The organism is Brevundimonas sp. TWP2-1, from assembly GCF_049897645.1.
Classification (GTDB): domain Bacteria; phylum Pseudomonadota; class Alphaproteobacteria; order Caulobacterales; family Caulobacteraceae; genus Brevundimonas.
Genome location: NZ_JAFCWR010000002.1, coordinates 1,181,460 through 1,200,352, shown reverse-complemented (window position 1 = coordinate 1,200,352; position 18,893 = coordinate 1,181,460). Strand labels below are relative to the sequence as shown.

Genomic DNA, 18,893 nt, shown 5'->3' with positions numbered 1-18,893 from the left:
CGTCGTTAAGGGGTTTGTCGCTCACTTGTCGTTCCCGTCCAGCATCCGGCCCAGCACCCGGGCGGTATAGTCCACCAACGGAATGACACGGGCGTAGTTCAGTCTTGCGGGCCCTATGACGCCGATGGCGCCCAGAACCCTTTGTCGGCCGCTCATATAGGGCGCCGCGATCACCGCGGAACCCGAAAGTGAAAACAACCGTGTTTCGGCTCCGATGAAAATGCGCACGCCCTGCGCCGCATCGACGCCGTCCAGCAGGCCGATCAGCTGTTCCTTCTGTTCTAGGTCGTCGAACAGGACACGGACCCGTTCCAGATCCGCCAGCCCCTCGCCGTCCTGCAGCAGGTTGGCGCGGCCGCGCACGATCAGGGCGCGCTCGCGGTCAGGGCCCCCTGACCAGGCGGCGAACCCGTCCTCGACCAGGCGGGCCGCGGTCTGGTCCAGTTCGCGCCGGGCGATTTCCAGCTCGTGCGTCATCTCGCGCTTGGCGTCGGCGAAGGGGCGGCCGCGCAGGCGGGCGTTGAGGAAGTTGGAGGCCTCGACCAGGGTGGACGGCGTGACGCCCGCCGACAGGGTCATGATCCGGTTCTCGACCGTGCCGTCGTCGGCGACGATCACAGCCAGGGCCTGATCCCCGCCCAGGGCCACGAACTCGACGTGCTTGACCCCGGAATCGCGCACGGGGCTGGAAACCACGCCCGCGCCCCCGGCCAGGCCGGACAACAGGTTGGACGCCTCGTCCAGGGCGGATTCGAAGTTCCGACCCCGCCCCGCCAGACGCCCGTCGATCTCGCGCCGCTCTTCCTTGGTCAGGTCGCCGACTTCCAAGAGGCCGTCCACGAACAGCCGCAGGCCGGCATGGGTCGGGATTCGCCCCGCCGATGTGTGGGGCGCAGCCAGCAGACCCGCCAGGGTCAGGTCCTGCATGGTGTTGCGGATCGAGGCCGGTGACAGGGCGATCCCGCCCAACGACAGGGTCCTGGAACCGACCGGCTCGCCCGTTTCCAGATAGCTCTCGACGATGCGGCGGAAGATGTCGCGGGCGCGTGCATCCAGCCCCGCCAACCCCGCGAGGGATTGGGCGCCATCGAACGGCGGGGTTTTGGGGGCATACAGGCTCACGGTTTCAGGATAAGCACCGCGGCCTCGGCTTCCAAGGCCAGACTTCCAAGGAGTGCTCTCATGCGCCATTCGCAACGCACCGACGACCAACTGCGTCCCGTGACCATCGAGACCGGCGTCAACCGCTATGCCGAGGGCTCGTGCCTGATCACCTTCGGCCATACGAAGGTTCTCGTGACGGCCTCGGTCGAGGAGAGCATTCCCGGCTGGATGCGCGGCAAGGGCCAGGGCTGGGTCACGGCGGAATACGGCATGCTGCCCCGCGCCACCCACACCCGCGGCCGCCGCGAGGCCGCCGCCGGCAAACAATCGGGCCGGACGCAGGAGATCCAGCGCCTGATCGGCCGTAGCCTGCGCGCCGTCGTCGATCTGAAGGCCCTGGGCGAGCGCCAGGTGGTGCTGGACTGCGACGTCATCCAAGCCGACGGCGGCACCCGCACCGCCTCCATCACCGGCGCCTGGGTCGCCATGGCCTCGGCCCTGAACTATCTGCGCGACGAGGGGGTGCTGAAGTCCGATCCGATCCTGGACCAGGTGGCGGCCGTGTCGTGCGGCATCTGCAACGGCGTGCCCGTTCTGGACCTGGATTATGAAGAGGACTCCGAGGCCGAGGCGGATTCCAACTTCGTCTTGACCGGCGCGGGCCAGATCGTCGAGGTACAGGCCACCGGCGAGAAGCGCGGTTTCTCGCGCGCCGAGTTCGACCGGCTGTTCTCGCTGGCCGAGACCGGCTGCACCGAACTGTTCGCCTTGCAGAAGGCGGCGCTGGCGGCGGTGAAGCGATAGGGGGTTTCGTCTTCGGCCGCAGGCGGGCATCCTCGCCAGGTTGGTCCTGACCGGAGACAAGTCCATGCGTCGACCCCAATGGCTTTCGCTGGCCGCCTGCGCCGTGCTGATGGCCGGCTGTCAGCCTTCCGGCCCCGGAGCGCCCGCGTCCGGTGAATCGGCGTCGAACCCCGAGGTGATCGATGCGGTTCCTCTACAGCCGGAAACGGCGCCGGTCGCTCCGCCCGCTGCCAAGGCGGATGCGCCGGCCAAGGCGCCGGCAAAGCCCGCCGAGGAGCCCCAGGCCGGCATCCCCGAGGGGCCGGACATGGCGCCTCAGCCGGTTCCGGTCAGCGAAATTCCGTGTCGTGAAGCCATCGGGGCCGCCGCCTCGGCCCGCTTGGTCGAGCGTTGCATCCAGGTCAGCCCGGCGACGCGCCCGCCCTGCAACGCCGCCAACCCTTGCGACCTGATCCAGGGCGAGATCGACCGGTCCTGCAAGCTGTGGGAACGCGACGGCGATCCGCCGGCGGCGTGCAAGCCTTAAGGGCCGACCCTCAGCCGGCGGCGCGCACCGCGCCGGCGACATCGGCCACCACGCGTTTCACCAGGACCTCGTCGTCGCCCTCGGCCATGACGCGGATCAGTTTTTCCGTGCCCGACGGCCGCACCAGCAGGCGCCCCTGACCGGCTAGCGCCGCCTCGGCGTCGGCGATGGCGGCCTTGACCGCAGCGGTCTCCAGCGGCTTTTCGGCCGTGAAGCGGACGTTCTCAAGCTTTTGCGGGACGGGGTCGAATTGGCGGGCCAGTTCGCTCATCGGCTTGCCGGACTCGACCAGGACGGCAAGCACCTGAAGCGCGGCCATCAGGCCGTCGCCGGTCGTGGCGTGGTCGTGCAGGATGATATGGCCCGACTGTTCGCCGCCGATGTTGAAGCCGCCCTCGCGCATCCGCTCCATCACATAGCGGTCGCCGACCTTGGTCCGCTCCAGCGTCAGCCCTTCGGACTTCAGTTTGCGCTCCAGCCCCAGGTTGGACATGACGGTCGCCACCACGCCGCCGCCGGTCAGGAGGCCGCGTCTGGCCCAGTCCAGCCCGACCAGGGCCATGATCTGGTCCCCGTCCACGACCTGGCCCTTCTCGTCGCAGATGATCAACCGGTCGGCGTCGCCGTCCAGGGCGATGCCGATGTCGGCGCGGTAGCGTTTGACCGCATCGACCAGGGTCGCCGGATGGGTCGAGCCGCATTCGGCGTTGATGTTGGTCCCGTTCGGGGTCACGCCGACGGGGAAGACCTCGGCGCCCAGTTCGAACAGGGTGGTGGGCGCGACCTTGTAGCCGGCACCGTTGGCGCAATCGACGGCGATGCGCAGGCCCTGCAGCGTCAGCCGTTTGGGGAAGGCCTGTTTGGCGATTTCGATATAGCGGGCCTGGGCGTCGTCGATCCGCTTGACCCGACCCAGCTTGTTCGACGGCGCCAGACCCTGGTCCAGGCCCTGGTCCATCATGGCCTCGATCTTCAGCTCGATCTCGTCCGACAGCTTGTAGCCGTCCGGCCCGAACAGCTTGATCCCGTTGTCGGCATAGTCGTTGTGCGAGGCCGAGATCATCACGCCCAGGTCGGCGCGCATCGAGCGTGTCAGCATGGCCACGCCGGGCGTCGGCACTGGACCGAAGGTGCGCACGTCCATGCCCACCGAGGCGAAGCCGGCGACCAGGGCCGGCTCGATCGTATAGCCGGACAGGCGGGTGTCCTTGCCGATCACCACCAGATGGCGGCGGTCGTCGTCGGTGCGGAACAGCTTTCCGGCGGCCAGACCCACGCGCAGCGCGACCTCTGCCGTCATCGGATAGGTGTTGGCACGCCCGCGAATGCCGTCGGTGCCGAAGTATTTTCTGTCGCCCAAGGCCTGGTCCTTTGTTTCGGGTAACGTTCCGAAACCCCTTTTTTGATGCGGCCCGCCTTAAGATTGCATAGACGGCCGGTGGGGCTTGATGTGTGGCTTAGCCCCGGATCGCCGCCAGTGCAAAGCGGCGCCCCTTTCCCTGATCTCTCGGAGCCTTCGCTTATGTGCGGCATCATCGGCGTCACCGGCAACGGACCTGTCGTTCCCCGGCTGATCGACAGCCTGAAGCGGCTGGAGTACCGCGGCTACGATTCCGCCGGCGTCGCCGCCGTGGTCGATGGCGCGGTCGAACGCCGCCGCGCCCAGGGCAAGATCCGCAATCTGGAGGCCGTCCTGGCCGAGCAGCCGATGACGGCGACGGTCGGCATAGGCCATACCCGCTGGGCCACGCACGGCGCGCCGACGACGGCCAACGCCCACCCGCACAAGGCCGGGCGCGTCACCTTGGTCCACAACGGCATCATCGAGAACTTCGCCGAGCTGAAGGCCGAGTTGGCCGCCGAGGGCCACGTCTTCGAAAGCCAGACTGACACCGAGGTCATCGCCCACCTGCTGGACGCCGAACTGAACACGGGCCGCAGCCCCCTGGAGGCGTTCAAGATCACCCTGGACCGCCTGACCGGCGCCTATGCCCTGGCGGTGCTGATCGATGGGACAGACGACCTGATCCTGGGCGCACGGCGCGGCAGCCCCCTGGTGGTCGGCTGGGGCGAGGACGAGATGTATCTGGGCTCCGACGCGCTCGCTGTCGGCCCCTTCACCCAGAAAATCTCCTATCTGGAAGAGGGCGATTACGTCGCCGTGACCAAGGCCGGCGCCCAGATGTTCGACGTGACCGGAAAGCCGGTCGATCGTGCGGTGGTCCAGGTCTCGGCCTCCTCGGCCATGGTCGAGAAGGGCGAGTATCGCCACTTCATGGAAAAGGAGATCCATGAACAACCCGACAGTGTCCAGCACACTTTGTCGGAATATCTCGATCTGGTGACGGGAAAGGCCAAGGCCAATCCCGTCGATTTCGCCGCCATCGACCGCATCCAGATCGTGGCCTGCGGCACCGCCTTCTACGCCGGTCAGATCGGCCGCTACGCCTTCGAGAAGCTGGCGGGCCTGCCCTGCGACGTCGAGATTGCGTCCGAGTTCCGCTATCGCTCGCCGGCGGTGTCGCAAAAGACCCTGGCGGTCGCCGTCAGTCAGTCGGGCGAGACGGCCGATACCCTGGCCAGCCTGACCTGGTGCAAGGCGCAGGGGTTGAACACCGCCGCCGTCGTCAACGTCCACTCCTCGTCCATGGCGCGCGAGGCCGCCGTGTTGTGGCCCACCCATGCCGGGCCGGAAATCGGAGTCGCCTCGACCAAGGCTTTCACCGCCCAGGTCGCCGCCCTCCTGGCCCTGGCCGTGGCGGCCGGGGTCGCGCGTGGCCGGATCGATGCTGCGACCGAGGCCGAACTGGTCAAGGCCCTGTTCGAAAGCCCACGCCTGATCGCCGAGGCGCTGACGATGGGCGAAAGCATCCGCGCCGTCGTCCAGGATTTGGCCAAGGCCGACGACGTCCTGTTCCTAGGCCGGGGCGCCATGTTCCCTCTCGCCATGGAAGGCGCGCTGAAGCTGAAGGAGATCAGCTATATCCACGCCGAGGGCTATGCCGCAGGCGAGCTGAAGCACGGTCCCATCGCCCTGATCGACGAAGAGACCCCGACCATCGCCCTGGCGCCCTTGGACGATGTGTTCGAGAAGACCACTTCCAACCTGCAGGAGGTCGCCGCGCGTGGCGGGCCGGTCATCATGATCGCGCCGGAAAAGGCGCCCGACCTGCACGGCGCCGGCATCCGCCGCATCCACGCCCCGGACTGCCATCCCCTGATCGCGCCCCTGGTCTATGCCGTGCCGGTGCAGTTGCTGGCCTATTACACCGCCGTCCAGAAGGGCACCGACGTCGATCAGCCCCGCAACCTGGCCAAGTCCGTCACGGTGGAGTGAGGCGCGGCCGACGTCTCGCGCAGGGCTTCCACATCGGCGATCTGGATCGCGCCGCGCCGCAGGCGCAGCGCGCCGGCCGCACACAGTTCCGTGCAGGCGGTCGAGACGCTGGCGCGCCGCACCGCCATCAGGTCGGCCAGGTCGCTCTGGCGCAGGGACACCGTATCGCCGCCGCCCTGGTCGTGAACGTCAAGGACCAGGGCGGCCAAGCGTTGGGTCACCTTGAGGTCGGCGTGACGCCCCAGCTCGGCCTGAAGGGCGGCGTTGCGTTGACGAAGGTCGGTCAGGGTCGCTTCGACCAGGGTGTCGCGATCGATGCGCTGGACCAGCCGTCGCGCCGGCACCGTCAGGAACCGTCCCGCCGTCAGCCACAGGGCCACTTCCTTTTCGCCCCGCCCCAGCACCGCATCGAAGTTGATCAGATCGTCGCTTGAGGCCAGACCACGTGACAGGGTCTCATTGGGTCCCAAGCGTGCTGCGACGCCGTCCAGAATGAAGGTGACGAGCGGTTCACCATCACGCGTCAGGGCGGTGCGTTGGCCGGGCACGGCGTCGAAGGCGTCGCCTTCGTCCAATCCCTGAACGGCCAGCAGGGAAAGCAGGGATCGCGCGAGGTTCGACATGGACATTGGTCGTATAGACCGCCAAACGGCGTTCTGCGCGATAACATGCGTTAAGGGGTCAGACGGGGTCGCTCTGAAGCCTCAGATAGGTCGGGTCAAACTCGGCGATTTCGGCAAGGCGGCGCCAGTCGAGGATATCGATCCGACCGCCCGACCAGTTGATCACGCCTTCGCCGCGCAGTTCCGAGATCAGGCGGCTGACATGGACCGTCGACAGGCCCAGCGCATCGCCAAGGGTGGCCTGTGTCAGCGGCAGGTCGAAGGTCATATCGCCGGTCTGGCCGACGGCCTGAAGACGCAGATACAGCTCGCACACCAGATGGGCGATATGACCCAGGCCGCTGCGCCGACCCATGGCGACCAGCCATTGGCGGTGGATGGCGGCGTCGATGATGGTGTCCAGCCACAGCAGGCGCGTCAGGTGCGGATGGCGCTCGGTGATGTCGATGAGGCCGCTGTGGGGCGCCTCGGCGATGACGCATTCGGTCAGGGCGACGACTCCGTGATCCATCTGCTTCATCAACAGGCTGTGCAGGTCGATGAAGTCGCCGGCGACATTGATCTCGGTGATCTGGCGGGCGCCATCTTCCAGCGTCGAATAGCGGGCGGAAAAGCCGGAGATCAGAAGCGTGCTGTGCAGTGGTCGGCTATGTTCGCGCACGATGTCCGAACCGGCGGCGACCGTCTTGGGCGGCTCCAGCGCTTTCTGCAGGGCCTCGATCTCTTCGGGAGAGATGCGGTCGCGCAGGGACAGTTTCTCGACCAGGGTCGTGATCTTGGGCGTGGCTTGAAGTCTGCTCATTGGGCGCTTTCCACCAGGCTCCACCCGTCAGGCGCATCGTCGGAAGCGGCTGCGGTGACGCTGACGACCGTCTGGCCGTCCGCATCCGTGACGATGACGCTGAAGGCGCGGGTCGTCCAGAAGGCGGCTCCCCGATAACGCAGGATTTCGCCCAGAACGGCGACGGCTTCTTCTCTGGCGGCATCGACGCTCTTCAGCTCCTCGCCCTGGTCGTCGCGGATGCAATCGCCGTTCTGGGTATGGAAAAAGTAGCGCGGCAATCTTTCCTCCTGGCAGCAGCCGAGGGAGGAAGCGGTCACGGGGCCGATTGGTTCAGCCCTCTGTGATCTTTCAGATTTCCTGGTTGAAGGCACCGATTTCCGGATAGGCGGCAAGGCGGGGTTTGATCTCCTTGCGGAAGAGGTCGCGCATGTCGTCTTCCGACCGCATGCTTTCGACCACGACCACCAGCTCCGGCTTGTTCGACGAGGCGCGGACTAGGACCCAGGATCCGTCCTCCAGATGCACCCGCACGCCGTTGACGGTGATGGCCTCAAGGATCTTACGACCCAGGATCTCGCCGCCTGCGGCCGCCAGATCCGAATATTCCTTCACGATCCGCTCCAGCACCCCGTACTTCAGCTCGTCGTCGCAATGGGGCGACATGGTCAGGCTGGTCCAGGCGTCCGGCAGGGCGGCCTTTAGCTCGCTCAGTTTCTTGCCCGGATTGCGATCCAGCATGGCCAGGACGGCGCCGGCCGCGACAAGACCGTCATCATAGCCGTGACCCAGATCGCCGGCCATGAAGAAGTGGCCTGACTTCTCAAACCCGGCCAAGGCGCCCAGTTCGGCGGTCTTGCGCTTGATGTAGGAGTGGCCCGTCTTCCAGTAGACGACCTCTGCGCCGTTGGCCTTGAGGATCTCGTCGGTCTTGTAGAGGCCGGTCGACTTCACATCGACGACGAAGGTGCTGTCCGGATAGACCTTGGACAGGTCGCGGGCCAGCATCAGGCCGATCTTGTCGGCGAAGATCTCCTCGCCCGTGTCGTCCACCACGCCGCAGCGGTCGCCGTCACCATCGAAGCCCAGGGCCAGATCGGCGCCCGTCTCGCGCACCCTCTGGGCCATCTGCACCAGCATGGCGTGATCTTCCGGGTTCGGATTGTATTTGGGGAAGGTGTAGTCGAGGTCGGTGTCCATCTCGATCACCTCGACGCCCATGCGGCGTAGCGCGTCGGGGGCGAAGGCGCCGGCCGTGCCGTTGCCGCAGGCGCAGACCACCTTCAGCGGCCGCTTGATCTGAACCTTGGAGGCGACGTCGGCGACATAGGTTTCGCGGAAGTCCTCGACCCGCACCAGCTTGCCGCCTGACCGGGCCACGCCCTCGCCGTTCAGCACGATCTCTTTCAGCCGGCCCATTTCTTCGGGGCCGAAAGTCAGGGGCTTGTTGGCGCCCATCTTCACGCCGGTCCAGCCGTTCTCGTTGTGGCTGGCGGTGACCATGGCGACGCAGGGCGCGTCCAGCTCGAACTGGCCGAAATAGGCCATGGGCGACAGGGCCAGACCCACGTCCAGAACCTCCATTCCGCCTTCCAGCAGGCCCAGGATCAGAGCCTGTTTGACGCTGAGGCTATAGCCGCGAAAATCATGGCCAGTGACGATCTTCGGCGCGACGCCGATCTCGTGGACATAAGTGGCTAGGCCCAGTCCCAGCGCCTGAATGCCAAGGAGATTGATCTCCTTTTCCAGGATCCAACGCGCATCGTATTCGCGGAAACCAGTGGGCTTAACAAAGGCCAGATTTTCATAATCCGCCGTGTTCGGCGTGAGGTCCTGCCGGGGCTTGAGCATTCTGTGGGGCTCAGGCGGCGGCGCGTTTGCGAATACGGGCGATGCGGCGCAGGCGACGCCAGAAACGGCCGCGCTCCGGCTCGGGATAGGGTTGCAGGTTCTCGACGAACTGATCGGCTGACGCGCGCCAGCTGAACTTTTCCGCATAGGCGCGCACGACCTTGCGGTCGAGTTCGAGGCACTCCAGGCAGGCGGTCCTGAGGTCCTTGTCGATCGCCCCGGCGTTCGAGCCGGGGATGATATCGATCGGGCCATGCGCGGGGTAGGCGGCGACCGGCGTGCCGGCGGCCATGGCTTCCAGGATCACTAGGCCGAAAGTGTCGGTCCAGCTGGGGAAGACGAAGACGTCGGCGTCGCGGAAGCAGCGGGCCAGCTCGTCACCAAACCGGGCGCCCAGGAATTTGGCCTCGGGATACTTCTCCTGCAGCTCCGCGCGGGCGGGTCCATCGCCGACGACGATCTTGGTGCCGGGCAGATCGAGCTGAAGGAAAGATTCGATGTTCTTCTCGACCGCCACGCGACCGACGTTGAGGAAGAACGGCCGGGGCCAGTCCTTGCCCCCAAGCTCATCGTAAATCCGTTCCAGGTCGGGATTGAACACGTCCGTGTCGACGCCTCGCGACCAAGGAGACACATTCTTGAACCCATGCTCGACCAGTTCGTCGCGCAGGGTCGGTGTCGCCACCATCAGCCGACCCGACGGCTTATGGAACCATTTCATATAGGCGTAGCCGACTTGGACCGGGATCGGGAAACGGGCCGAGACATATTCGGGGAATTTGGTGTGGTAGCTGGTCGTGAAGGGCAGCTTCCATTCCACGCAGATGCGACGCGTGGCGATGCCGATCGGACCCTCGGTGGCGATATGGACGGCTTCGGGTTCGAAGGCGCGCAGCATTTCGCGAATCTCTTCCTCCGCACCCAAGGCCAGCCGGATCTCCGGATAGGTCGGGCAGGGAATAGTCTTGAACAGGCTAGGCTCGATGACCTCGACCTCATGGCCCATGCCGCGGCATTCCGCGACCGTGCGGGTCAGGGTGCGGACGACGCCATTGACCTGAGGTTCCCAGGCGTCGGTGGCCAGAACGATGCGCATTGAGGCGGGCGGACCCTGAGCCGTTGAGTAAGGGCGGAACTTCTAGACGGTTCGAATGACGAAGGCGAGACAGCGATTTCCATCGTCGCGGTATGGTTGTCGTTCGGCTCAGGACAGTCGAAGGGCATTGTCTCCATCGTGAGCCAAGGCCCCCAGCGTTTCTCGAAGCTGGATATGAGCCGTCATGATCGAGCGGAACGATAAGGCCGGTGATGGTTCGTCTATAAAGTCGCCGCTTTCGAGCATGGCGTCGCGCCAGAGGCCTTGAGGCGTAAGGAAAAGCCATACGGCGCGAAGCGCGCACCCTGCCTGTTCCAGCGAGGCCGCGCAGGGGGCGTCGTCAGCCATAGACGCAAGGATCAATGACGCCTTGAGCCATTGAGTCTGTGACCAAAGCCGGGCGCGACCCCTTTGGATGAGGCCTTGGTCGCTGACGGACTCCACGGCGACTCCGCGGTTCAAGTCGATCCCTTGAAGCCCAGCCGTGAAGAGCTTGCGGGCATTCACGAGTGAGGCAGTGTCGGATGTCAATCGGCTGTAGCGGGCCAGCAGCCAGGCCCGATAGAATAGGTCGCCAGGCGACGCCGGATGATCGATGTCTGATGCGGCTTGCATCAGGCTGACGATCTGGTCTGCAGTCCGCCGCCAGCCTGGGTCGGTGCTTATGCCTGCCCAAGCAAGCGCGCCTTCCAGCAGGATGAGAGACTTCGCTTGGTCGGGGGGGGAGGTCTGGTCGCCTATAAGACGGTCGCGAAGGGTTGTGGCGTCGCGCTTCACCGAGGGGTCGCCTGTCGCTGCGAAAATAGCCGCCAAGGCTACAGGAAAGCCACTATGATCGCCTAGTTCGGATTGATCGCTGTCCAATGGCAGGTGCGGCAGACCTTTTTCGACCACCGCCCGCCATGGCCCAGGCCAGTCTTGGCGACCGGCTAGGGCGTAGGCTTCCAGCTGCGCCGCCTGGACTTGCAGAACTGGCGATGTCGCAATGCGACGCCCGCTCGTGCTCAGAAGTGCTTCGAAGGCTCCGGACGTCCCCTGTCCCAACGTGCACCAAACGGGAAGCGCGGACTGACGCAACCATGTCGCCAGCCGCTCAGCACCGCTTTTCAGCAACTCAGGGGTGAGAGCCGGAAAGTCGAGATGCGACGGCGATAGTTTTCCGATCCGTTCGACGATCTTCCTGACGTCCTGGCTGCGCTTCAGGTCGGTGACCAGAACAGCGTCTCGTTCCACGATGACGCCCACGTCCCGCAGACCGATAACCGCGACCATGACACCGTCGGATGACCGGACCAGGCAACCCTCCGAGTCTTCCAGAACATGTAACCCGACGCTGCCTTCGCCGGAGGCTTGCACGGCATCCCAGGCCCCCAAGTCGGACCAGGAGAACCGCACGGGAAGGACCGACGCCCGGCCTGTCTTTTCCATCACCGCATAGTCGATCGAAATCGTCGGAGCGTTGAGGAACTGCGACCCGAGTAACCGGAACCGTCCGTTGAATTCCGCGTGTTCCAGGGCGTCTCTGGCCGCGATCAGGACTGCTGGCGCCTGTTGGGACAGTTCCTCGATCAGCACATCTGCGCGCACGATGAAGTTGCCGCTGTTCCACAGATAGCCGTTATGGATGTGGCGTTCGGCCGTAAGGGCGTCGGGCTTTTCGACGAAGGCCGCGACGTCCGTGAGGCCTGCCCCGGACGGTGCGATGTAGCCGTAGGCGGAGGACGGTTCTGTGGGCACGACCCCCAGGGTGACGATGCGACCCGTGTCTGCAGCTGCGGCGGCTTCCTGCACTGCTGCGTGAAATGCGCCATGGTCGGGAATGTGGTGGTCGGAGGCGACGAAGAGATTGACGGCTCGCGGGTGCTGTTGAGCGGTCCACAGGGCTGCGACAGCCATTGCCGCGGCGGAATCGCGGCCCTCGGGCTCCAGGAAGATGGTGGCCTTCGCGCCAACCTCGTCCAGTTGGGCCAAAATCTCTAGGCGATGTTGCTTTCCACCCACGACAATCAGTTCGCCGCCCTGCTCCATCAACGGAAGGGCGCGCTCCACCGCGTCTTGAAACAGTGACCGATTGCCGGCCAGCGGAATGAACTGCTTGGGCCGTGAGGGGCGAGAAGCGGGCCAGAGACGCGTGCCCGCCCCGCCGCACATGATAACCGGATAAATCATCGCCATGGTCAAAGCTGCTCCGATTGGATCGTGCAAGTCCAGTAGGACGCGTCTTTAGTTTGCGAAGCCGCTCAAATCCATCATTGCAAAGAAGTGCGCAGAGGTTGTTCGTAGCCCCGCCGGTCGTGCCTCAGAGCGGCAGCACCGTCGTTGATTTTACCTCTTCCAGCACCGCATAGGTCCGTGTTTCCCGCACGCCTGGCATGCGCACCAGCACGTCGCCGAGAAAGGCGCGATAAGCGTCCATGTCGCCGACCCGAGCCTTGATCAGGTAATCAAACCCGCCGGCGACCATGTGGCATTCCAGCACTTCGGGCTGGTTACGGACGGCGGCGGCGAAGGCTTCGAAGACGTCGCCGGTGGTGCGGTCCAGCAGCACTTCCACAAAAATCAGCAGGTCGCGGCCGACCTTGGCCGGGTCGATCATGGCGGCGTAGCCGGTGATGATCTTCTTTTCGCGCAGGCGGCGGACCCGCTCGAAACAGGCGGCGGGCGACAGGTTGCACTGCCGCGCCAGCTCAGCGTTGGACAGCCGGCCGTCGGTTTGCAGCACGCGTAGAATGCGACGGTCGACGGCGTCTATATCGATCATCGGAAATCAGGACCTCAAACCGAACGATCTTCGGCCTGATCTCGTATCATACGAAGCACCTTCAATGAACTCCGGCCTATACGGCGGAAATCCACAGGATTTTCCGCCGATGACCTCGCCCGTTTTTACGCCCACGAGCCTGGCCGCATGGGACGGCCTGGATGCGCACAAGTTCCACGACGAGCGCGAGGCCGTCGCCGCCAACCTGGCGCGGACGCCGCTAGACGCCGCCGAGCGCGCCGCCGTGGTCGCCGAAGCCACCGCTCTGGTCGAACACGCCCGTCGCAGCCAGAAGAAGCAGGGGGTGGTCGAGAGCTTCCTCCAGCAGTTCAGCCTGGGCACTCGCGAGGGTCTGGCCCTGATGTGTCTGGCCGAGGCGCTCCTGCGCGTTCCGGACGAGGAGACGCGCGACCGTCTGATCGCCGAGAAGATCGGATCCGCCGACTGGGCCAGCCATCTTGGCCAGTCCGACAGCCTGTTCGTCAACGCCTCGACCTGGGGCCTGATGCTGACCGGCAAACTGGTCGATGTGGACGACGAGGCCCGCAGCGACCTGCCCGGCTTCCTGAAACGGATCGCCGGCCGTCTGGGCGAGCCGGTCATCCGCCAGGCCGTGGCGACCGCCGTCAAGATCATGGGCGAGCAGTTCGTGGTCGGCCGCACCATCCAGGGCGCGCTGAAGCGGTCGAACAAGGAAGGTTGGCTGTGCAGCTTCGACATGTTGGGCGAAGGCGCCCGCACCGTTGCGGACGCAGACCGCTATGAGAAGATCTACGCCGACGCCATCGAGGCGGTCGGCAAGACGTCCAAGGGCCAGGGGCCCGAGCACGGTCATGGCGTCTCGGTGAAACTGTCGGCCCTATCGCCCCGCTATGAGGCGACGCACGAGGACGACGTCTGGGCGACCCTGTATCCCCGCATCCTGCGCCTAGCCCAGATCGCGGCCAAATACGACATCAACTACACGATGGACGCGGAAGAGGCGGACCGTCTGGCCCTGTCGCTGAAACTGCTGGACCGGCTGGCGCATGAACCCAGCCTGGGCGGCTGGACCGGCCTGGGTCTGGCGGTTCAAGCCTATCAGAAGCGCGGCCAGGAGACGATCGAACGGGTCGCCGACCTGGCGCGCCGCTCGGGCCGGCGGCTGATGGTGCGCCTGGTCAAGGGCGCCTATTGGGACACTGAGATCAAGCGCGCCCAGGTCTTCGGCCGCACCGACTATCCGGTCTATACGACCAAGGCGGCGACCGACCTGAACTATCTCGTCTGCGCCAAGGCCATGATCGAGGCGGCGCCGGCGATCTATTCCCAGTTCGCCAGCCACAACGCCCACACCCTGGCCGCCGTGCGCCGCATGGCGCGCGACCGGGGCGTGACGGTGGAGCACCAGCGCCTGCACGGCATGGGCGAGGCGCTCTACGACGCGGCGCACGAGGCCTGGTCGGACGAGACGGTTATCGTCCGCGCCTATGCCCCCGTCGGCGGGCATGAGGAACTGCTGCCCTATCTGGTTCGGCGCCTGCTGGAAAACGGCGCCAACTCATCCTTCGTCCACGCCCTGCTGGACGAGCGCGTGCCCGCCTCGACCGTCGCGGCCGATCCCATTTCCCTGGTCGAGCAGGCGCCCGACCGTCACCCCAAGATTCCGGTTCCGCAAGACATGTACGGCGATCGTCAGAACTCCCTCGGCCGCGACTATTCCCAAGCCGCCGACCGTGAATCCCACGCCCGGGCGCTGGAAAGCGTGGATCGCGAGACCCTGACCTCCGGCCCCATCATCGGCGGCAAGCTGCGGGCCGGGATCAACGCCCAGGCCGTGACCAATCCGTTCGACCGGTCTCAGGTGCTGGGCCATGTCTCCGAGGCCGAAGCCGCTGACATCGACGCCGCCGTCGAGGCCGCCGCCAACGCCCAGGTCACATGGGACCGTCAGGGCGGCGGCAAACGCGCCGTGACCTTGCGCGCCATGGCCGATGCGCTGGAGGCCGATCTGGACCGTCTGGTCGCCCTGCTCAGCCGCGAGGCGGGCAAGACCCTGAACGACGGCGTCGCCGAGGTGCGCGAGGCCGCCGACTTCTGCCGCTACTACGCCCTGCTGGCCGAACGCGACTTCACCGCCCCCCAGACCCTGAAGGGACCGACCGGCGAGACCAACCAGTTGTTCCTGCACGGACGCGGCGTCTTCGCATGCATCAGCCCGTGGAACTTCCCCCTGGCCATCTTCACCGGCCAGATCGCCGCCGCCCTTGCCGCCGGCAACGCGGTCCTGGCCAAGCCCGCCGAACAGACCCCCCTGATCGCCTCCGAGGCCGTACGCCTCTATCACAAGGCCGGGCTGAACCCCGACCTGCTGGCCCTGGTTCCAGGGCGCGGCGAGACGGTGGGCGCGGCCCTGGTCACCCACCCCGGAATCGATGGTGTCGCCTTCACCGGCGGAACCGACACGGCCGCCGCCATCAACCGGTCCATCGCCGCCCGCCCCGGCGCCATCATCCCCTTCATCGCCGAGACCGGCGGCCTGAACGGCATGTTCATCGACACCACGGCGCTGAAGGAACAGGTGATCGACGACGTGATCCAGTCGGCCTTCGGCTCGGCTGGCCAGCGCTGCTCAGCTCTGCGCGTCCTCTATGTGCCCAAGGATTCGGCCGATGCCCTGATCGAGGGCCTGAAGGGCGCCTTGGCCGTCCAGACCGTCGGCGATCCCGCCGATCCGAAGACCGACATCGGCCCGGTCATCGATCCGGAATCCCGCCGCGCCCTGGAAGCCCACGTCGAACGCCTGTCGAAGGAAGCGAAGATCATCGCCCGCGCCGACCTGCCGCTGGGCGCCGAAAAGGGCGATCTGTTCGCCCCCACCATCGCCGAGATCCCCACACCCGACTTCCTGGAGCGCGAGGTGTTCGGTCCCATCCTGCACATCTACCGCTACGCCCCGTCCGACCTGAAGGCGGTCGCCGGCAAGCTGGCCGCGCGCGGCTACGGCCTGACCCTGGGCGTCCACAGCCGCATCGAAGCCTTCGCCGCCGAAGTGGTCGATCTGGTTCCGGCCGGCAATGTCTACGTCAACCGCTCGATCACCGGCGCCGTCGTCGGCGTGCAGCCTTTTGGGGGGGAAGGCCTGTCGGGCACGGGGCCGAAGGCCGGCGGGCCTAACAGCCTGATCCGCTACGCGGCCGAAAAAGCGATCAGCGTGAACATCGCCGCGCAGGGTGGGGATCCGGCGCTGCTGAACCTATAGCTAATGCTGCGGTTTACGGCTCAGTCTGCGCCTTAATATCGCCTGTTGCACAAGCAACAGGAATAGCCTAGCCAGCGCCGTCGCCTGTGGAGACGCGCCGATCTCTTTGCCCTAGTGCGAGATTTGAACCTGTTTAAATCCCTTTCCAAACACGCGCGTATTATCGGGGCGCTTATGATGCGCGAAATTGTGACCCGGTATGGTCGCGAGGGCATCGGATTTCTTTGGCTGGTCGGTGAGCCCCTATTGTTCTGTATTGGTGTTCTCGTTCTTTGGTCGGCGATCAAGCCGGAATACGAACATGGAATACGTGTCGGGCCATTTGTGATGACAGGGTACGTTTGCTTGTTGTTACTTAGGCATGCCATTTCGATGAGTTTAACTGCGCTTCAAGCCAACATAGGTCTTCTTCATCACAGAAGTGTCCGCATACTGCATATATATCTTTCTCGTAACATATTAGAATTTGCAGGTACTACAGTCGCGTTCATAATAGTTTATGCCATACTGTTTGGTATGGGCCAGGTTCATCTGCCGTCAGACCCAATGATACTTTACGCTGGCTGGTTCTCGCTGGCTTGGCTTTCCATGGGGTTGGCATTGACGCTGAGCGGTATGGCGCTTTACTCTGATGTGGTGGAGCGACTAGTCCCGGTTATCACTTATATTCTAATACCGCTGTCCGGTGCATTCTTTATGCTTTCTTTTATTCCTACTGGATACAGAGAAGTGCTGTTGTGGGTGCCGATCCCACATACTGTGGAGATGGTGCGTGCGGGCGTGTTCGGTGAGTTTGTGAAAACCTATTACACATGGTGGTATCCCTTGGCCTGGGGAACGCTCCTCAATCTCATAGGCCTTTTATTGCTAGCACGCGCGAAGCGATTGGTGGATATCGAGTAGATGCCTAACCGTCACGACCAAGATCAAATTCAGAGCGGCTCGCAAGTCACCTATGCTGGCGACATGGATTCGCTGAGTTCATCAACGGATAGCCGGCGTCAAAGACGACGGTTCCCTTGGGCCTTTGCATCGGTGGTCGTTGCCCCCACTGCGCTCGGAGCGTTCTACTATTTTCTTATCGCCAGCCCGATCTATGTCTCTGAGGCGAGGTTCATTGTTCGATCGTCGAACCAAGCCCAACCGTCTTCCCTCGGGGTGGCTCTTCAGGGTGTGGGTTTGTCATCGACCCAAACTGATGCATTCGCAGTGCATGAGTACATTCGATCTCGGGACGGAGTAGCAGAGTTATCGAAGGTAGTGGATGTGGATGGGTTTCTATCCAGAAGGGGTGCCGATTTCATCTCGAGGTATCCATCGCCTTGGGAGGAGCGCACTAAAGAAGGGACATTTGAGGCATTTCAACGCTTTGTAACTGTAGGCTACGACTCTACAACTGGGATTAGCACAATTCGAGTAAGAGCCTTTAATCCTCAAGATGCCAAAGCGGCAGCCACTCAGCTCCTCGTGGGTGGTGAGGGTTTAGTAAATAGGCTTAATGCGCGTGCAGGGACGGACGCAGTCGCGAACGCTATCGATGCGCAGGCGCAAGCGCGTGATAGATTGACCTCGGCGCAAACTCAGTTGAGCGCCTTTCGGAACCGCGAGCAGATTATAGATCCGCAGCGCGAGGCACTTGCGGGAGGAGACCTTATCGGCGAACTGCTGGTTTCACTGGCGAACCTGCGTGCAGAACGATCGCAGTTGGCCGAAGAAGCGCCCAACAGCCCGCAGTTGCCATCTCTAGATCGACGAATTGCAGCGTTTGAGGGGCAGGTTAGTGAAGAGCGGCGACGAATTGCGGGCAACAATTCTTCACTATCAGGGAAGATCAGTGAGTACGAAAGCCTGGTCTTGGAAAGGGAGCTCGCAGAGCGAGAGCTGTCCGCTGCTAGTATTGCGCTCAATACCGCTCAGCTCGATTCCACTAGAAAGAAGCTTTACCTAGAGCGCGTAGTAAATCCAAATCTTCCCGATGAACCCTCTCTGCCAAAGAGATGGCTCAGGCTGCTGACGATTTTTGCATCGTGTCTGATAACGTACGGCGTGGGTTGGTTGGTGTGGGCGGGAGTACGCGAGCATGGACAGAGTTGATGCTTCGAGACGATGAGGTCGGCTTGGCGGTTACTGGACTGAGCCACTCTTTCGCTGGGAAAAAAGGCAGTCCTGTTTTCCAAAAACTCAGCTTTACGGTCAAGAAAAGCGAACGATTGGCGCTGCTGGGCCGTAACGGCCAGGGCAAGTCGACGCTCATTCGGATTTTGGGCGGCATATTGGATCCGGACGAGGGCCGAGTAGATTGGTCCATGACCTCATCTTGGCCGATCGGATTCGGAGGGGGATTCCAAGGCAGTTTGTCCGGCCTAGACAACATTCGCTTCTTGGCGCGAGTTTACGACCGGGAATATAGCGAACTTAGAGACCGAGTTGATGATTTTGCGGAGCTAGGAATTGCCCTGCGGCAACCTGTGAAGCATTACTCATCTGGTATGAGAGCAAGGCTTGCATTCGGCTTATCCTTAGCCATCGAGTTTGATTGTTACTTGATCGATGAGCTAGTCTCCGTTGGTGATGCGCGGTTTCAAGCCAAGTGTAATGCTGAGCTTTTTCACACCCGATCTAATCGTGCATTTATAATGGCATCCCATGACATGGTTATGGTTCGGAACCTTTGTAGCAGAGCGTTGATCGTTGAGAACGGCCAAGCCAAAATATTTAATGATATTGACGAGGCGATTGACGTTTATAGTTGGCTTCGAGCATAGAATT

16 protein-coding genes are annotated in these 18,893 nt (G+C 63.8%); 7 read left to right on the top strand and 9 right to left on the bottom strand.

Features of this window, described 5'->3' with window-relative positions; all coding sequences use genetic code 11:
- Positions 1–21 precede the first annotated feature (21 nt).
- On the bottom strand, positions 22–1,116 hold the full coding sequence (gene hrcA, locus ACP7BH_RS16230; protein ID WP_409717527.1) for a heat-inducible transcriptional repressor HrcA: 1,095 nt from the start codon (positions 1,114–1,116) through the stop codon (positions 22–24).
- 66 nt (positions 1,117–1,182) lie between these two features.
- Here hrcA and rph point away from each other — a divergent pair, with 66 nt between their 5' ends.
- Both rph and ACP7BH_RS16220 read left to right on the top strand, forming a co-directional pair.
- Complete coding sequence (gene rph, locus ACP7BH_RS16225) at positions 1,183–1,908, top strand: ribonuclease PH (protein WP_425986901.1); 726 nt, start codon at positions 1,183–1,185, stop codon at positions 1,906–1,908.
- A 64-nt stretch (positions 1,909–1,972) separates the two neighbouring features.
- On the top strand, positions 1,973–2,434 hold the full coding sequence (locus ACP7BH_RS16220) for a hypothetical protein (protein WP_425986900.1): 462 nt from the start codon (positions 1,973–1,975) through the stop codon (positions 2,432–2,434).
- Positions 2,435–2,444: 10 nt separating this feature from the next.
- Here the strand turns inward: ACP7BH_RS16220 and glmM are convergent, their stop codons facing one another.
- A complete protein-coding gene (gene glmM / locus ACP7BH_RS16215; protein ID WP_425986899.1) occupies positions 2,445–3,794 on the bottom strand; it encodes a phosphoglucosamine mutase in 1,350 nt (449 codons plus the stop codon).
- A gap of 162 nt (positions 3,795–3,956) precedes the next feature.
- Between glmM and glmS the strand changes: the two genes are divergently transcribed.
- Positions 3,957–5,771 carry a glutamine--fructose-6-phosphate transaminase (isomerizing) gene (gene glmS / locus ACP7BH_RS16210; protein ID WP_425986898.1) on the top strand — a complete coding sequence of 605 codons (1,815 nt, stop codon included), beginning with the start codon at positions 3,957–3,959 and terminating at the stop codon, positions 5,769–5,771.
- Here glmS and ACP7BH_RS16205 read toward each other — a convergent pair.
- The 7 genes from ACP7BH_RS16205 to ACP7BH_RS16175 form a co-directional block, all read right to left on the bottom strand.
- Entirely contained in the window at positions 5,732–6,394 is a 663-nt protein-coding gene (locus ACP7BH_RS16205; protein WP_425986897.1) for a Crp/Fnr family transcriptional regulator, read from the bottom strand. The two genes, glmS and ACP7BH_RS16205, sit on opposite strands and share 40 nt — an antisense overlap.
- 58 nt (positions 6,395–6,452) lie before the next feature.
- Positions 6,453–7,196 carry a Crp/Fnr family transcriptional regulator gene (locus ACP7BH_RS16200; protein WP_425986896.1) on the bottom strand — a complete coding sequence of 248 codons (744 nt, stop codon included), beginning with the start codon at positions 7,194–7,196 and terminating at the stop codon, positions 6,453–6,455.
- The gene (locus ACP7BH_RS16195; RefSeq protein ID WP_425986895.1) at positions 7,193–7,456 is read right to left on the bottom strand and encodes a DUF6894 family protein; all 264 of its coding nucleotides are present in this window, start codon (positions 7,454–7,456) and stop codon (positions 7,193–7,195) included. The genes ACP7BH_RS16200 and ACP7BH_RS16195 overlap by 4 nt, the downstream gene beginning before the upstream one ends.
- A gap of 70 nt (positions 7,457–7,526) precedes the next feature.
- Positions 7,527–9,026 carry a phosphomannomutase/phosphoglucomutase gene (locus ACP7BH_RS16190; protein WP_425986894.1) on the bottom strand — a complete coding sequence of 500 codons (1,500 nt, stop codon included), beginning with the start codon at positions 9,024–9,026 and terminating at the stop codon, positions 7,527–7,529.
- A 10-nt stretch (positions 9,027–9,036) separates the two neighbouring features.
- Complete coding sequence (locus tag ACP7BH_RS16185; RefSeq protein ID WP_135194208.1) at positions 9,037–10,122, bottom strand: glycosyltransferase family 4 protein; 1,086 nt, start codon at positions 10,120–10,122, stop codon at positions 9,037–9,039.
- Between the two features lie 108 nt (positions 10,123–10,230).
- The gene (locus tag ACP7BH_RS16180) at positions 10,231–12,297 is read right to left on the bottom strand and encodes a sugar phosphate nucleotidyltransferase (protein WP_425986893.1); all 2,067 of its coding nucleotides are present in this window, start codon (positions 12,295–12,297) and stop codon (positions 10,231–10,233) included.
- Between the two features lie 124 nt (positions 12,298–12,421).
- Positions 12,422–12,883, bottom strand: a complete 462-nt coding sequence (locus ACP7BH_RS16175) for an Lrp/AsnC ligand binding domain-containing protein (RefSeq protein ID WP_425986892.1) — start codon at positions 12,881–12,883, stop codon at positions 12,422–12,424.
- A gap of 109 nt (positions 12,884–12,992) precedes the next feature.
- On the opposite strand from ACP7BH_RS16175, the gene putA reads away from it, so the two are divergent.
- The 4 genes from putA (at position 12,993) to ACP7BH_RS16155 (ending at position 18,889) form a co-directional block, all read left to right on the top strand.
- Positions 12,993–16,124: a bifunctional proline dehydrogenase/L-glutamate gamma-semialdehyde dehydrogenase PutA gene (gene putA, locus ACP7BH_RS16170; RefSeq protein WP_425986891.1), complete on the top strand. Its 3,132-nt coding sequence runs from the start codon at positions 12,993–12,995 to the stop codon at positions 16,122–16,124.
- Between the two features lie 123 nt (positions 16,125–16,247).
- Positions 16,248–17,027, top strand: a complete 780-nt coding sequence (locus tag ACP7BH_RS16165) for an ABC transporter permease (protein ID WP_425986890.1) — start codon at positions 16,248–16,250, stop codon at positions 17,025–17,027.
- The gene (locus ACP7BH_RS16160; RefSeq protein WP_425986889.1) at positions 17,028–18,218 is read left to right on the top strand and encodes a chain-length determining protein; all 1,191 of its coding nucleotides are present in this window, start codon (positions 17,028–17,030) and stop codon (positions 18,216–18,218) included. It abuts the gene before it with no gap.
- Complete coding sequence (locus ACP7BH_RS16155; protein WP_425986887.1) at positions 18,218–18,889, top strand: ABC transporter ATP-binding protein; 672 nt, start codon at positions 18,218–18,220, stop codon at positions 18,887–18,889. The genes ACP7BH_RS16160 and ACP7BH_RS16155 overlap by 1 nt, the downstream gene beginning before the upstream one ends.
- Positions 18,890–18,893 lie beyond the last annotated feature (4 nt).

What these genes read in the sequence shown, in the direction of transcription:
- ACP7BH_RS16200 (WP_425986896.1), bottom strand. Translation starts at nt 7,196, where the DNA reads ATGAGCAGACTTCAAGCCACGCCCAAGATCACGACCCTGGTCGAGAAA.
- ACP7BH_RS16175 (WP_425986892.1), bottom strand. Translation starts at nt 12,883, where the DNA reads ATGATCGATATAGACGCCGTCGACCGTCGCATTCTACGCGTGCTGCAA.
- ACP7BH_RS16190 (WP_425986894.1), bottom strand. Translation starts at nt 9,026, where the DNA reads ATGCTCAAGCCCCGGCAGGACCTCACGCCGAACACGGCGGATTATGAA.
- ACP7BH_RS16220 (WP_425986900.1), top strand. Translation starts at nt 1,973, where the DNA reads ATGCGTCGACCCCAATGGCTTTCGCTGGCCGCCTGCGCCGTGCTGATG.
- rph (WP_425986901.1), top strand. Translation starts at nt 1,183, where the DNA reads ATGCGCCATTCGCAACGCACCGACGACCAACTGCGTCCCGTGACCATC.
- ACP7BH_RS16160 (WP_425986889.1), top strand. Translation starts at nt 17,028, where the DNA reads ATGCCTAACCGTCACGACCAAGATCAAATTCAGAGCGGCTCGCAAGTC.
- ACP7BH_RS16185 (WP_135194208.1), bottom strand. Translation starts at nt 10,122, where the DNA reads ATGCGCATCGTTCTGGCCACCGACGCCTGGGAACCTCAGGTCAATGGC.
- ACP7BH_RS16155 (WP_425986887.1), top strand. Translation starts at nt 18,218, where the DNA reads ATGCTTCGAGACGATGAGGTCGGCTTGGCGGTTACTGGACTGAGCCAC.
- ACP7BH_RS16180 (WP_425986893.1), bottom strand. Translation starts at nt 12,297, where the DNA reads ATGGCGATGATTTATCCGGTTATCATGTGCGGCGGGGCGGGCACGCGT.
- glmS (WP_425986898.1), top strand. Translation starts at nt 3,957, where the DNA reads ATGTGCGGCATCATCGGCGTCACCGGCAACGGACCTGTCGTTCCCCGG.
- ACP7BH_RS16205 (WP_425986897.1), bottom strand. Translation starts at nt 6,394, where the DNA reads ATGTCGAACCTCGCGCGATCCCTGCTTTCCCTGCTGGCCGTTCAGGGA.
- putA (WP_425986891.1), top strand. Translation starts at nt 12,993, where the DNA reads ATGACCTCGCCCGTTTTTACGCCCACGAGCCTGGCCGCATGGGACGGC.